Here is a 14,168-nt window from a genome sequence, read left to right as displayed (position 1 = left end):
TCCCAACGCTTTAGAATCTCGTTAACGCTTCCGTCTGCTCCAAAAGGGATGAGGGAGCTGGACCAGCCCTGGCAACCATGCGCCTAGCTGGCGCCAATGGGTCTTCAGTTCTCCCCTCCCAGATTTCGCTGTCAGCGATGAAGGCCAGCCCTGCGTAAGGCGGCCTGCTCCAGCGGGTATACGCCGCGAGACTGCCTACCCCCGGAACGCGAACCCTAAGGCATTGTCCTACCCGCAGTGGCCAATCTGCTCTTATCCGGCAGCCCCCAGAGGAGATGTTCGTGATGACCGCCTCGATTGTTCGCGACGCGTCCGCAAGCTGAACCTTTGCCCACGAAGGTGAGCGGCTCTCGCGATCGATCCAGCCTTTTCGTTCGAGCATAGCGGCTCCATTCGGGTCCACGCCGCGCCCCACCGCCGCGTCTGAATTTGTGGGTCCTTGCTGGCACGCCTGCTTCTGCCGGCGTAACCTCAACCAACTTAGAGGATGGGTTTGGACTGCCGAGGAGCCGCTAAACGCCGCCTTTGCGCGTCATAGAACTCGGCTAGATCCATGTAGGCGATGCGCACCCGCGGGTTCTGCGCAGCAAGGGCATGCGTAAGCGCGTTTTGCAAACACGCGCTGAGATCGGGATTAGTCATCGGCCTTCTCCTCACATGATTGAAACGCCTTCGTAACGGCAAGTCACTCGGCGAGAAAATACCGTATTCTCACGAGAAAGGGTCCATTTCGGAGGGGTCGCTAGAACTTGCTAAACCAATCTGAAGCAGAAGATCATTGACGGTCGGAGCTGACGATTTTCCTCACAGCCTCTTTCGCTTCGGTCGTCACACCCGAGGTTTCGCTGCCTCGCACTTGCGCCTCTGCTCCTCAAGTTTGACAAGGATGGGCAGGGGGCTTGCTGCTTGATGTCTGATCCAATCACCGAAGCAGTCCTCTCGACCTCGCTCGATGCCGTCATGGTCATCGATGACGCGGGGATCATCACTGCCTGGAATGGCAACGCCGAGAAGATATTCGGCTATGCGGCAGGAGATGCCGTAGGCAGGCAGATGAGGGATGTCATTATTCCTCCGGAACATAGAGCAGCGCATCAAGCAGGAATGTCACGTTTTCTGCTGACAGGCGAGGTTCGTATCCTAGGAAGGCGGGTGAAGCTGGCAGCACTTCATCGTGCCGGCCACGAGATTCCAGTTGAACTAGCAGTAACAATGCACAGTGCGGTTGGCGGCCGCCATTTTCTTGGCTTTGTGCGTGATCTCACGGCGGAGATGGAGGCCGAAGCAAACATTCGGCGCCTCAACGCCGAAGTTTTGCAGCTATCTCGCTTGAACGCGATGGGCACAGCAGCCTCGATGATTGCGCACGAGCTCAGTCAGCCGCTTGCTGCTGCGACAAACTACCTTTCCATCTGTCAACGCGCACTCAGCGACTCCAACCGGAATGCCGACGTACTCTTAAGTAGTGTATCCGAAGCGCAGGCCGCCATCTTTCGGGCTGCAGAAGTGTTAAAGATAATCCGCGACATAGTAGGCGCACGCCCTCTCCGCCGCTTAAGAGTTCCCCTTAGCCTTCTGATCAGCGAAAGCCTGACGTTGATCAAGAGCAGTTTGCCTGTCGAGCCAGTGATTACCATCAGCCCGGGTTCTGAAGTAGTCTTGGTCGCCAAGGGTCCAGCAGAGCAGGTGCTCTTGAACATTCTGAAGAACGCTGCGGAAGCTTTGATTGGACACCCTGACCCCCGCCTTGATTGCTCAGCGCGTCGTGTCGGAAGTTTCGTAGAAATCTGCATAGCGGACAACGGCGCTGGAGTTCCGGAGGAAGCAAGAAGCAAACTCTTCTCGCCAAACACTTCTACCAAGAAGGGCGGCCTCGGTATCGGACTGTCCATTTGCCGCGAGATCATAGAGAATCATGGGGGTAGAATCTGGTGCGAGTCAGAGCCGTCGCGAACAAAGTTCTGCTTCACTTTGCCAGCAGCTGTGAACAGCAAGGTCACTACCGTTCGCAAGTGAAGCTCAGCGGCGCATTGAAGCTGCCAAGTAGAGATGTTTATCGCCTTCGTTGGTCTGAGCGTTCCTCTTTCTCGGGAGATTCATCGCTGATACGCGCTTCTGCGTCGAGTCGAGCAGCTGCAGCTAAGCGACGCGCAGCAACTCTAGCAGTCGGGCCCACCGCATTCCCTGCCCGTTCATAGAAACGAGCAGCTTCCTCCTGAAGCTTCACTATCTCTTCAAACTCACGCACGGTTGCTCCCCTCGGCACCAGGCCTGTTTCAAGTTAATATCCGTTTACGACCCAATCAAACTACAATTTTTGGGATCAGGGAACTACCTCGGGGATTTTCGGTGCGTCAGCCACTGAAGCACAAAACAGTGCCCGGCGCAGCTGCATCGAATCATTACGAAAAATGGAAACTCGAGAAGGCAGTCGCTGAGCCCATCCTCCTTACATGGGCTGTGGTGGTCGGAACGGCTCGAATATGTGGCCACTCAACGTTCGATCGCAGCGGGCGAGCACGCACGATTCGCGAGCAACAAGCCGGCCTCCGCTGTTGCGAACTCGATCGATCTTCGGCAAATTAGCTACGTTGAGTGAGTGACTGAGATGGCTAAGGAAACACGAGAAGAGCGGCGCGATCGCCAGCAGGTTGAGGTGGAAAAAAGTCAACGTGGTCTGCGAGATAGCGTCAAGAAGACGCAGGACCTGCTCGATGAAGCCGACGAGATGATGCGGCGCCACCGCCGGGAGTGCGAGGAAGAGGGAGACTGACGCACGCTTTGGCTCTCGGTACTCCGCCCTCTCGGAGAAGCGAAATTGCCTCGGCAACGTACAATAGTCCCTTAGCTGGCCAACGTCCGCTTATCGGTGCCGGCGCTGTTGCTCGGAGCGCCCGCAAAGGGCGCAAAGCGGACGTGAAGTCGTGCCGGGAAGCGCCTCATTCCATTCCGACAAAGTCGCTAAGCCATTGATCCATATGAGCGTGAACAAAGCACGAAATGTCGGAATGGCCACTGAAAACATTGAAGACGCGCAGGACTCTTAATCAGCGGGTCCTTGGTTCGAGCCCAAGTGCGTCCACCACCTTCCACCATACGAAACAGTTTCAGCGGGTGACGACTGTTGCCTGATCGGGCGATGGTTCTTGCCGCACTCCATCCATCCGGCGGTCAGCTTGCGAGCCAGGCTTTCCATTCCTGCGCCTGTGCGGCGGCGTCGGCGGGGGAGCGGCAGGCGATGAAGAGGGTGTCGTCGCCGCTGATTGTGCCGACCACGGCGGCAGGCGGGTTGGCGTCGAGTGCGACCCCCACGAGGTGCGCCGATCCCGGCGGAGTCTTCAAGACGACGAGGCTGCCCGCAGGCTCGGCGCTGCGGACCCATTCGGCGAACAGCGCACGCACGCGCGTCTCATCGGCAGGGACCACGTCCCAGCGATCGGGCAAGGTATAGCGCGTCTCGCCGCCGCGGCGGATTTTGACCGCTCCCAATTGATCGAGGTCGCGGCTGACGGTCGCCTGCGTGACTTGGTGGCCGGCCTCGCGAAGCGCCGCAACGAGCTCGTCCTGACGGGTGAGGCTGAGGCGTCGGAGCAGGTCGGCCAGAGCTGCGAGGCGACGATTTCGGCTGTCGGTCATGCGGTCCATATGCATGAACTTGCATAATGATGCAAACGGGACCATAGGCGCCCTCCCATGATTCGATCCGCGATCCTCGGAGCCTCCGGCTATGTCGGCGGCGAACTGCTTCGGCTTCTCGCCCGCCACCCGGGCATCGAGGCGGCGCGCCTGTTCGGCGACAGCAAGGCCGGGCAGAGGCTCGGCGTGGTACATCCGCATATCGGCGGGCCGACGGGGGCAATTGAGGTCGAGCGCTTCAGTTTGGAAGCGCTCGACGGCATCGATCTGGTGTTTGCCGCCCTGCCCCACGGCGAAAGCCAGAAATGGGCCGAAGCGATTCTGGCAACCGGGGCCAAATTGGTCGACCTCGGGGCCGACTTCCGGCTGCATGATCAACAAGATTATGCAACCTGGTATGGCGAAGCGCATGCGGCGCCGCACCTGCTCGACCGCTTCGTCTATGGCATTCCCGAGTTGCATCGCGACGCCATCTGCAGCGCGCAGGCGGTGGCAGCGGCTGGGTGCTATCCGACCGCCACCATATTGGCGCTGAAGCCGCTGATCGATGCCGGTTTGGTCGAGTCCAACAGCCTGATCGTCGATGCGGCGAGCGGGGTCAGCGGCGCGGGTCGGGCGGTCAAGGAAGGCACCGCGTTCAATACCGTCGACGGCAGCTTTGCCGCTTACGGCCTCCTCAATCACCGCCATACCGCCGAGATGGAACAGGCGCTGGGCGCGACCGTGCTTTTCACCCCGCACCTCGCGCCGATGACGCGCGGCATTCTTGCGACCTGTTATGCCACCGCGGCACGGGAAATGACGGCGGACGAACCGCTCGAAGCGTTGCGCGCGGCTTATGCGGACGAGCCGTTCGTCCGGGTCAGCGACGCGCCGCCTGCAACCAAGTGGGTAACGGGGAGTAATGGCGCGGTGGTGTCCGCCCGTTATGACGCCCGGACCAAGCGTGTGCTGGCGCTCGGTGCGATCGACAATCTGGGCAAGGGCGCGGCCGGGCAGATGATCCAGTGCGCCAATCTGATGTTCGGGCTGGACGAGGCCGCTGGCCTGTCGGCCGAAGGAGTGTTTCCATGAGCGTTACCGCCCCCGAGGGCTTCGTCGCCGCCGGGCTTCATGCCGGGATCAAGGAGTCTCGTCCCGACATGGCGCTGCTCGCGACCGAGGACCGGCAGCCGGTCACCTGCGCCGCGGTCTTCACCCAGAACAAGTTCTGCGCGCCGCCGGTGACGCTGGACCGCGACCTGCTGCAGGCCAATGGCGGCAAGGCAGCGGCGGTAGTGGTCAACAGCGGAAACGCCAATGCGGGGACCGGCGCGGCCGGGCTCGACGACGCGCGGGCGATGGGCGTCGCGACCGCGCAGGCGCTGGGGATCGATGCGGCGGCGGTGCTGGTCTGTTCAACCGGGATCATCGGCACGCCGTTGCCGATGGACGTGATCCTGCCGGCGATCCCGAAGCTTGGCGACACGCTGTCGGTCGAAGGCGGCGCCGAGGCAGCCAAGGGCATCCTCACCACTGATCATGTGTCGAAGGAAGTCGTCGTACAGGGCGACGGCTGGTCGATCGGCGGCATGGCCAAGGGGTGCGGGATGATCGCGCCCAACATGGCGACCATGCTGGCGTTCCTGACAACCGACGCGGATGTGCCGCACGAGATGCTTCAGGCGATGCTGAAGGCGGCGAGCGATGCGACCTTCAATACGCTCAACGTCGATGGCGCGACCTCGACCAACGATACGGCGATGCTGTTCGCCAGCGGGCGCAAGGGCGCGCCTGCCGATCTCGACGGCTTCGGCCGCGCGGTGGAGGAAGCCTGCCGCCAGTTGACGCTCAAGATGGCGCATGACGCCGAGGGCATGACCCGCCTCGCCCATCTCCACGTCACCGGCGCCGCCAGCGACGCCGAGGCGCGGATCGCCGCCAAGAACATCGCCGAGAACAATCTCGTCAAATGTAGCTGGTACGGCGCCGATCCTTATTGGGGCCGGCTGCTGGCGGCGGCGGGCTCGGCGGGCGTCGCGCTCGATGTCGACCGCAGCTTCGTCAGTTATGGCGGGATCCGAGTGGCGGAAGGCGGCACCAATTGCGCGCATGATGCGCAGGCGCTGACCGAGCATATGCTGGGTCAGGAATTTCGGATCGAGGTTCACCTCGGTGCCGGAAGCGGCCAGGCGCGGGTGATCGGGGTCGATCTCGGCCCCGGTTACATAAAAGAGAATAGCGTGACGTCATGACTGCACTTGCCTCCCCCGCGTCGCTTGCCAAGAGCCAGCTGACTCCCACCAGCACCGCCGAAATCCTGGTCGAGGCCCTGCCCTACATCCAGGAGTTCGCCGGCAAGTCGGTCGTCGTGAAGCTGGGCGGCGCGGCGATCGATCCCGAGAGCGACCGGGCTCTGGCGCAGGACGTGCTGCTGCTACGTTCGGTCGGGGTGCGCTGCGTGCTGGTGCATGGCGGCGGTCCGCAGGTCGATGCGATGCTGCGCCGGGTCGGCAAGCAGCCCGAGTTTCGCGACGGGCTTCGTGTCACCGATGCCGAGACGCTGGAAATCGTCCGCATGGTGCTGGTCGGCAAGATCAACCGCGATCTGGTCGCCACCATCAATGGCGAGGCTGGCGCGGAGCCGGTGGCGCTCGGCGTGTCGGGCGAGGATGCCGGACTGCTGCGGGTCACGCAGCGCGATGCGTCGCTAGGCTTCGTCGGTGATGTGACCGAGGTTCGGGCGCAGCACCTGCTGAAGCTGCTCGACGGCGGGATGGTCCCGGTCGTGTCGACCATCGGCGCGGACGAGAACGGGCAGCCGTTCAACGTCAATGCCGACGAAGCGGCCAAGGCGATCGCCATTGCGATGGGGGCGGAGAAGATCGTTTATCTGACCGCCGCGCCGGGCCTGCTCGAGGATGCCAAGGACGAGACCAGCCTGGTCCCGCGCCTGACCGCCGCCGAGCTGCGCGAGCGGATCGCCCACGACAGCGTCGGCGGGGGGATGATCCCCAAGCTCACCGCCTGCCTCGACGCGGTGGAGGGCGGCGTTCCTTATGCCCACATCATCGACGGGCGCGTGCCACATGCGCTGCTAATCGAGCTGCTCACCCGGCACGGTATTGGCACCATGATCCGGCAGGAGGCCAACTGGTGACCCATCTCCTGACCCTCGCGGACGTCAGCCGTGCCGACATCGAAGCGATGCTGGCGCTGGCCGAAGCGCCCCCTGCCCCGCTGCTCGCCGGCACAGGCGCGGCCTTGTATTTCGAGAAGCCGAGCGCCAGGACCCGTAACTCGATGGAGCTGGCGGTGCACCAGCTCGGCGGACATCCGATCTATCTGACGCAGGGCGAGCTTGGCATCGGCACCCGCGAAAGCGTTGAGGACGTCGCGCGAACGCTGGCCTGTTATCACGGGGTGATCTGCGCGCGGGTGTTCGACCACGGCCTCCTGCAGGCGCTGGCAGCGGCGAGCCCGGTGCCGGTGGTGAACATGCTGTCGGGCACCGACCATCCGCTCCAGGGGCTCGCCGACCTTCTCACCATCCGCCAACTATGCGGCCGGATTGAGGGGGTCAGGATCGCTTATGTCGGTGACGGCGACAACAATGTCGCGCGCAGCCTGGCGCAGGGCTGCGCCGCGCTGGGCGCCGAGCTGACGATCGTCGCGCCCGAAGGCTATCAGCTGTCGGACGCGCCCGCTGGTGTCGTCCAGACCGCCGACCGGGATGCGGTAGCCGGGGTCGATATCGTCTACAGCGATGTGTTCGTGTCGATGGGTCAGGACAGCGAGACCGAGCGGCGGATGGCCGACCTTGCCGCTTATCAGGTCGACGAGACGCTGATGGCCCAGGCGCCCGACGCCTGGTTCCTCCACTGCCTCCCGGCGCGGCGCGGCGAGGAAGTGACCGCGGGGGTCATCGACGGGCCGAAGAGCGCGATCTGGCGCCAGGCCGAAAACCGCATGCACACGGCGCGCGGCGCGCTGATGTGGCTTTTGCAGCAGGACTGAACAACCATGGCTAAGCTCAAGGTCGTACTCGCTTATTCAGGCGGGCTCGACACCTCGATCATCCTCAAGTGGCTGCAGACCGAATATGACGCGGAGGTGGTGACCTTCACCGCCGACCTCGGCCAGGGCGAGGAGGTCGAGCCGGCACGGCGCAAGGCCGAGTTGCTCGGGGTGAAGCCTGAGAACATCTTCATCGAGGATGTGCAGGAAGAGTTCGTGCGCGACTTCGTCTTCCCGATGTTCCGCGCCAACACCGTCTACGAAGGCCAGTATCTGCTCGGCACCTCGATCGCCCGTCCGCTGATCGCCAAGCGCCAGATCGAGATCGCGCGCCAGGTGGGCGCCGACGCGGTGTGTCACGGCGCCACCGGCAAGGGGAACGACCAGGTCCGCTTCGAGCTCGGCTATTACGCACTGGAGCCCGACATCCGCGTTATCGCGCCGTGGCGCGAGTGGGAGTTCGCCAGCCGTGAGCAACTGATCGACTTCGCCGAGAAGAACCAAATCCCGATCGCCAAGGACAAGCGCGGCGAGAGCCCCTTCTCGATCGACGCCAACCTGCTCCATTCGTCGAGCGAAGGGAAGGTGTTGGAGGATCCGAGCCAGGAAGCGCCCGAATACGTCCACCAGCGCACCATCTCGCCCGAGGACGCGCCCGATACGCCGACCGAGATCACCATCGATTTCGAGCGTGGCGATCCAGTCGCGATCGACGGTGTCTCGCTGTCGCCGGCGGCGCTGCTGACCCGCCTCAACGAACTTGGCCGCGACAATGGCATCGGCCGGCTCGATCTGGTCGAGAACCGCTTCGTCGGCATGAAGAGCCGCGGGGTTTATGAGACGCCGGGCGGGACGATCCTTCTCGCGGCGCACCGGGGGATCGAGAGCATCACGCTCGACGGCGGGGCGATGCACCTCAAGGATTCGCTCATGCCGCGCTATGCCAGCCTGATCTACAACGGCTTCTGGTTCGCGCCCGAGCGCGAGATGCTGCAGGCGCTGATCGACCAGAGCCAGGAGATGGTCAGCGGGCGGGTGACCATGAAGCTCTACAAGGGCAACGCCACCGTGATCGGCCGCGAGAGTGCTTATTCGCTGTACGATGAGGACCTGGTGACCTTCGAGGAAGGCTCGGGCTCCTACGACCAGCGCGATGCGGCGGGGTTCATCAGATTGAACGCCCTGCGCCTGCGCATTGCCGCCCAGCGCAAGAAGAAGCTACAGATCCAGTAGCTCCTTCCACCGAGAGACCTGCTCGCGAACCCGGACCGGCGCGGTGCCGCCGTGGCTGGTCCGGCTGTTCACCGAGGCTTCGACGCTCAGCACATCGTAGACGCGGTCGTCGATGCGGGCATCGATGGCTTGCAACGTATCGAGCGAGAGGTCGGCGAGATCGCAACCCGCGTCCTCCGCCGCCTTTACCGCGCGGCCGGTGATGTGATGTGCCTCGCGGAACGGCACGCCCGCCTCGCGCACCAGCCAGTCGGCGAGATCGGTCGCGGTGGCGAAGCCCTGCGCGGCGACTTCGCGCATCCGGGCTGGGTTAAACGCGGCGCTTTCGACCGACCCGGCCAGCGCGGCGAGGCTGAGGGCGAGCAGGTCATGCGCCTCGAAGGTCGGCGCCTTGTCGTCCTGCATGTCTTTTGAATAGGCCAGCGGCAGGCCTTTCATGGTGATCATCAGGCCCGTGAATAGCCCGACGATCCGCCCCGAATGGCCGCGCACCAGCTCGGCCGCATCGGGATTGCGCTTCTGCGGCATGATCGAGCTGCCGGTCGACCATTGGTCGCTGAGCTGGACGAAGCCGAACGGCGGACTGGCCCAGTTGATCAGTTCTTCGGCGAGGCGTGACAGGTGCAGGCTGCATTGCGCGGCGGCGGCGAGGTAATCGAGTGCGAAGTCACGGTCCGACACGCTGTCGAGGCTGTTCGCGGTTGGCCGCTCAAAGCCGAGCGCGGCGGCGGTCGCCTCGCGGTCGATCGGGAAGCCGGTGCCGGCCAGCGCCGCGGCGCCCAGCGGGCATTCCCCTGCCCGTTCGTCCGCGGCGAAGAAGCGCGACACGTCGCGTTGCAGCATTTCGACATAAGCGAGAAGGTGATGGCCGAGCGTCACCGGCTGCGCGACCTGGAGGTGGGTGAAGCCGGGCATGATGGTGTCGGCATGCTCCTCGGCACAGGCGATCAGTACCGATTGCAGGCGGACGATCGCCTCGGCGCTCTCCCGGCACGCACCGCGCACCCACAGCCGGAAGTCGGTCGCGACCTGATCGTTGCGCGAACGCGCGGTGTGGAGGCGCCCGGCGGCGGGGCCGATCAGCTCGGCCAGGCGGCTTTCGACCGCCATGTGGATGTCCTCCAGCGCAAGGTCGGTCGGCGGGCCGTTCGCCTCGAACTCCGCTTCGATGGTGTCGAGGCTTGCGAGGATCGCCGCGGCGTCTTCGGCACCGACGATGCCCTGATCGCGCAGCATGGTGGCATGGGCGCGCGAGCCGGCCAGATCCTCACGCCACATCCGCCGGTCGACCGGCAGCGAGGCGTTGATGGTCTGCATGATTTCGGACGGGCCCGCGGCGAACCGGCCGCCCCACATCTTGTTGCTCTGGCTCATGGGCAGCGGCTCATAAGGCCTGCGCTTCAAACCGTCACCTTCTCCAGCGCGGCGGCAAGTTCGGCTTGGCGGAACGGCTTGCTGAGGTGCGGGAAGGCAGGCGAGAGGCTTTCAAGGTCGGCATAGCCCGACACCACCAGCACCGGCAGCCCGGCGAAGCGCTCGCGCAGGCGAACCGCGAGGTCGGTGCCGCTGAGCCCGGGCATCAACTGGTCGGTGATCAGCAGGCTCGGAACCAACCCATCGGCTACGAGCGACAGGGCCGCTTCGCCGCAATCGGCCTCGACCACGCGGTAGCCGAGGTCGGCGAGCATTCCGGCGGTCGAGGCACGGACCAGTTCCTCGTCGTCGACCAGCATCACGGTGCCCGCCCCGTGCGCGTCGGGCTCGGAGCCGCTTGCCACGTTGCTGGCGGCGGCTTCTGCGGCGAGCGGGAGCCATAATTCGATGGTGGTGCCCATGCCGTGCGCCGAGCGGATGTCGAGCGCGCCGCCGAGCTGCGCGGCGAGGCCATGCACCATCGACAGGCCAAGCCCGGTGCCTTTGCCGAGGCCCTTGGTCGAGAAGAAAGGCTCGATCGCGCGGCGGCGGGTTTCTTCGTCCATGCCGGTGCCGGTATCGCTGACCGACAGCACAACATGCGGCTGCGCAGGCAGGCCAAGCTTCGTGCCCGCCCCCGCCTCCTCGCTTCGCGCGCCGATGCTGAGCGTGCCGCCTTCGGGCATGGCGTCGCGCGCGTTCACGCTGAGATTGAGCAGCGCCATTTCGAGCTGATTACCGTCGGCAAGCGCCGCGGGCAGGCTGTCGGGAAGGTCGGTGACAACCCGGATGCGCGGCCCGGAGGTCGAATCCACCAACTCGCTCATTTCCGACACCACGCGCCGGAGATCGATCGCCTGCGGCTTCAGCGGCTGGCGGCGGGCGAAGGCGAGCAGGCGCTGGACCAGCACCCGTGCCTTTTCGGCGGAGGCGAGCGCGCCCTCGACCAGCCGGCCGGTGCGTTCGTCGAGGATCTGCTTGCGCTGCAGCAAATCGAGGCTGCCGATGATCGGAGTCAGAAGGTTGTTGAAGTCGTGCGCGACACCGCCGGTCAACTGGCCCATCGCTTCCAGCTTCTGGCTCTGACGAAGCGCTTCCTGCGCCACTTCGCGCTCGGCGATCACCTTTTCGACTTCGCGCTCCAGCCCCTCGGTAAGCCGCCGTTCGCGGTCGACGTCGATCGAGGCAACCACCCCGCCGGTGATCTCGCCGCTCTGCTCGTCGCGTATGGCCGCCGCGACGTAGCGCAGCCAGCGCAGCGAGCCGTCGCCGCGCCGGACTCGCACCTCGAGCTCGGGCCGTGCTTCGCCGGCGAGCGCGCGGGCCAGCGGATATTCGTCGCTTTCGACTTGGCGCCCATCGCCGTGAAAGGCGACATAGTCGTCGCGATAATCCTCGACCCGGCTGCTCTCGACCAGGTCATGCCCAAGGAATTCCGCGATCTGGTGGTTCCAGCCGGTCAGCCGCCCGGAGGAATCGGCAAACATCAGACCGACCGGGACGGCTTCAAGGATCGCGCGGAGCCGTGCTTCACTGTCACGCAACGCGCGGTCGGCGGCGATGCGGTCGTCGATATCGGTGCAGGTCCCCATCCAGCGCACGATCTCGCCCGCTTCATTGCGGATCGGCAGCGCGCGGCCGAGTACCCAGCGATAGCTGCCGGTATGGTGCCGCAGACGATATTCGATTTCGTAGGGCTGGCCGGTCGCCAGCGACTCGTTCCACCGCGCCCAGGCCTGCGCCTGGTCTTCGGGATGGAACATGCCGTTCCACCCTTCGCCGTCGGTCGAGCCGAGCGGGGTTCCGGTAAATTCGTACCAGCGGTCGTTGTAGAAATCGTGATAACCGTCGGGCAGCGTCGACCAGACCATCTGCGGAATGGCGTTGAGGCGGAGGCGAAGTTCGTTCTCGCTGCGGCGAAGGGCCTCTTCGCGCTCCATCCGCTCGGTCACGTCGCTGAACAGAAGCGCGACGTTATTTTCTGCGGCACGGCCGAGGGGAAAGGCATAGACTTCGAACCAGCGTCCAAGCGGCTCGGCATAATCGACGAAACGCTTGGAGTGGCCGGTGCGCAGAACCTCTCCATAGCGTTCGGTCCAGCTATTATCGAGGCCGGGCACCACGTCGTGGATCGACTTGTTCAGAACGTCCTGCGGAAGTCCCGATTGACGTGAAAATGCGGGATTGATCTCGACGAAGCGATGGTCGCACGGCTGTCCGTCTTCATCGAAGCTCAAATTGATGATGCAAAAGCCCTGCTCCATCGAGTTGAACAGGGCGCGATACCGCTCTTCGCTTCGGCGAACGTCCTCTTCGGCCTGCTTGCGCTGCGTGATGTCGACGGCGGTGCCGAGCACTTGCACGCAGCGGCCCTCGGCGTCGAACAAGCCGCGCCCCTTGGCGGTGACCCACCTGACGATGCCGTCTTCCTTGCCGATCGCCCGATAGTCCACATCGTAGACCGCACGCCTGTCCGGATCCATGGTTGCAGCAAATGCAGTGATGACCCGTTCGCTGTCGTCCGGATGGATCGTGTCGTAGAAATCCTGAAGCGACACGGGTCGGTCGCTAAAGATGCCAAGCATCGCCCTCAGGCGTTTCGGCCATACCACTGTATGGTGCACGAGATCGACGTCCCAGAAGGACACGTCGGAATGGTCACTGGCGATCCGAACCCGCGCTTCGCTTTCGCGCAGCTCCTGCTCGGCGACCTTGCTGTCGTGAATGTCGATGCAGGTGCCGACCCACTGCTCACCGCCCTCGCCGTCGGAGGCTGGGATTCTGAGGGCACGAGCCGCGATCCAGCGATAGTCGCCGGCGTGATTGCGAAGCCGGTATTCCACTTCGTACGGGCGATCCTGGGCGTTGGCGTCGGCCCATGCCGCCAACGTGCGATCGCGATCATCGGGATGAAGAAGCTGGAGCCAGCCTTTGCCAAGCAGCTGCTCCTTGGGCAGGCCCGAAAAGGTCGCAAAAGTCTCATTGACGTAACGGTTCCCGCCATCGCTGTCGGTGACGAACAACATGCCGGGAATCGCCTCGGCGAGGGTCCGGAATTGGGCTTCGGAGCGGGCGAGTGCTCGTTCGGCCGCTTTGGACGCAGTAACCTCTTCGGCCGAAATGGCCACGGCGGTAATCTCGCCGTTGGCCGCTCGCATGGGTAGCCAATTTTCCCGCCAGGTTCGGACGGCGCCCGGCGCCGCGGGCGTTTCGCCGCTAAGCTCGAGGCCGATGATATCTTCGCCCGCGAAAACCCGCTGGAGCGCGCTTTCGGCCTGATCGGCAAGCGCGGGTAGCAGCTCGCGAACGGATTTACCGAGATGGTCGGCTGCCGGGATGCCGTTGAGCTCGGCCATCCGCTCGTTGATGCGGACAAAGCGCATCTCCTTGTCGAGCACGGTGAGGCCGACCGGCGCGGTGGCATAGATCGCCTCAATCTCCTCGGCGGCACGACGGGCCGTTTCCTGCTCGGCGCGCTGGTCGGTGACATCGGTGGTGGTGCCGAACCAATAGTCGATCTCGCCCCCGGCCCCACGATGTGGTTCGGCCCGAGCCAGGAAATCCCGATACACGCCATCGTGACGCCTCAGGGCATAATGGCATTCGTAAGGGATACCGTGTTCCAACGCTTGCCGCCACGTTTCGACCGTGCCGGCGCGCGCATCGGGATGAAGGGCTTTGAACCAGCCGTTCCCGATCATCTCCTCAGGCTTCAACCCGAGATAGTCCAGCGCGCGTTTGTTGAACCACAGGGCGCGCCCGTCGCGGTCCGAGATCCACGCAAGCTGCGGCAATTGGTCGGCGAGATCGCGCCACAAGGACGGCGGAAACTGGTCGGACCCGGCGTTGTTCAAGGCATCCATGCAAAGACACTCGTTTCGGGCACCACG

At 64.2% G+C, this 14,168-nt stretch carries 11 protein-coding genes; 7 read left to right on the top strand and 4 right to left on the bottom strand.

Going from position 1 to position 14,168, the window contains the following annotated elements:
• Window positions 1-10: 10 nt before the first annotated feature.
• A complete protein-coding gene (locus tag V6R86_RS13865; protein ID WP_425335950.1) occupies window positions 11-382 on the bottom strand; it encodes a PilZ domain-containing protein in 372 nt (123 codons plus the stop codon).
• Window positions 383-909: 527 nt separating this feature from the next.
• Between V6R86_RS13865 and V6R86_RS09170 the strand changes: the two genes are divergently transcribed.
• Together V6R86_RS09170 and V6R86_RS09165 are read left to right on the top strand one after the other, a co-directional pair.
• Window positions 910-2,016, top strand: coding sequence for a PAS domain S-box protein (locus V6R86_RS09170; RefSeq protein ID WP_338503950.1), 1,107 nt, complete (start codon window positions 910-912; stop codon window positions 2,014-2,016).
• 592 nt (window positions 2,017-2,608) lie between these two features.
• Window positions 2,609-2,773, top strand: coding sequence for a hypothetical protein (locus V6R86_RS09165; protein ID WP_338503948.1), 165 nt, complete (start codon window positions 2,609-2,611; stop codon window positions 2,771-2,773).
• Window positions 2,774-3,171: 398 nt separating this feature from the next.
• On the opposite strand, the gene V6R86_RS09160 is transcribed toward V6R86_RS09165, so the two are convergent.
• Entirely contained in the window at window positions 3,172-3,636 is a 465-nt protein-coding gene (locus tag V6R86_RS09160; protein ID WP_338503946.1) for a hypothetical protein, read from the bottom strand.
• Between the two features lie 57 nt (window positions 3,637-3,693).
• Here V6R86_RS09160 and argC point away from each other — a divergent pair, with 57 nt between their 5' ends.
• Genes argC through V6R86_RS09135 form a run of 5 tightly spaced genes read left to right on the top strand, consistent with a single transcriptional unit; the run spans window position 3,694 to window position 8,865 of the window.
• Window positions 3,694-4,710: an N-acetyl-gamma-glutamyl-phosphate reductase gene (argC, locus tag V6R86_RS09155; RefSeq protein WP_338503944.1), complete on the top strand. Its 1,017-nt coding sequence runs from the start codon at window positions 3,694-3,696 to the stop codon at window positions 4,708-4,710.
• Window positions 4,707-5,870, top strand: a complete 1,164-nt coding sequence (gene argJ, locus V6R86_RS09150) for a bifunctional glutamate N-acetyltransferase/amino-acid acetyltransferase ArgJ (protein WP_338503942.1) — start codon at window positions 4,707-4,709, stop codon at window positions 5,868-5,870. The genes argC and argJ overlap by 4 nt, the downstream gene beginning before the upstream one ends.
• Window positions 5,867-6,775, top strand: coding sequence for an acetylglutamate kinase (gene argB, locus V6R86_RS09145; RefSeq protein WP_338503941.1), 909 nt, complete (start codon window positions 5,867-5,869; stop codon window positions 6,773-6,775). The genes argJ and argB overlap by 4 nt, the downstream gene beginning before the upstream one ends.
• Window positions 6,772-7,632, top strand: coding sequence for an ornithine carbamoyltransferase (locus V6R86_RS09140; RefSeq protein ID WP_338503939.1), 861 nt, complete (start codon window positions 6,772-6,774; stop codon window positions 7,630-7,632). Before argB ends, V6R86_RS09140 begins: the two co-directional genes overlap by 4 nt.
• Before the next feature lie 6 nt (window positions 7,633-7,638).
• A complete protein-coding gene (locus tag V6R86_RS09135; RefSeq protein WP_338503937.1) occupies window positions 7,639-8,865 on the top strand; it encodes an argininosuccinate synthase in 1,227 nt (408 codons plus the stop codon).
• Here the strand turns inward: V6R86_RS09135 and argH are convergent.
• Together argH and V6R86_RS09125 are read right to left on the bottom strand one after the other, a co-directional pair.
• Window positions 8,851-10,221, bottom strand: a complete 1,371-nt coding sequence (gene argH / locus V6R86_RS09130; protein ID WP_338505461.1) for an argininosuccinate lyase — start codon at window positions 10,219-10,221, stop codon at window positions 8,851-8,853. The two genes, V6R86_RS09135 and argH, sit on opposite strands and share 15 nt — an antisense overlap.
• A 44-nt stretch (window positions 10,222-10,265) precedes the next feature.
• The gene (locus V6R86_RS09125; RefSeq protein ID WP_338503935.1) at window positions 10,266-14,141 is read right to left on the bottom strand and encodes a PAS domain S-box protein; all 3,876 of its coding nucleotides are present in this window, start codon (window positions 14,139-14,141) and stop codon (window positions 10,266-10,268) included.
• Between the last annotated feature and the right edge of the window lie 27 nt (window positions 14,142-14,168).

The organism is Sphingomonas kaistensis (assembly GCF_036884275.1).
Taxonomy (GTDB): domain Bacteria; phylum Pseudomonadota; class Alphaproteobacteria; order Sphingomonadales; family Sphingomonadaceae; genus Sphingomicrobium; species Sphingomicrobium kaistense_A.
The sequence above is the reverse complement of the archived record's forward strand: the minus strand, read 5'-3'. Positions and strand labels throughout refer to the sequence as shown.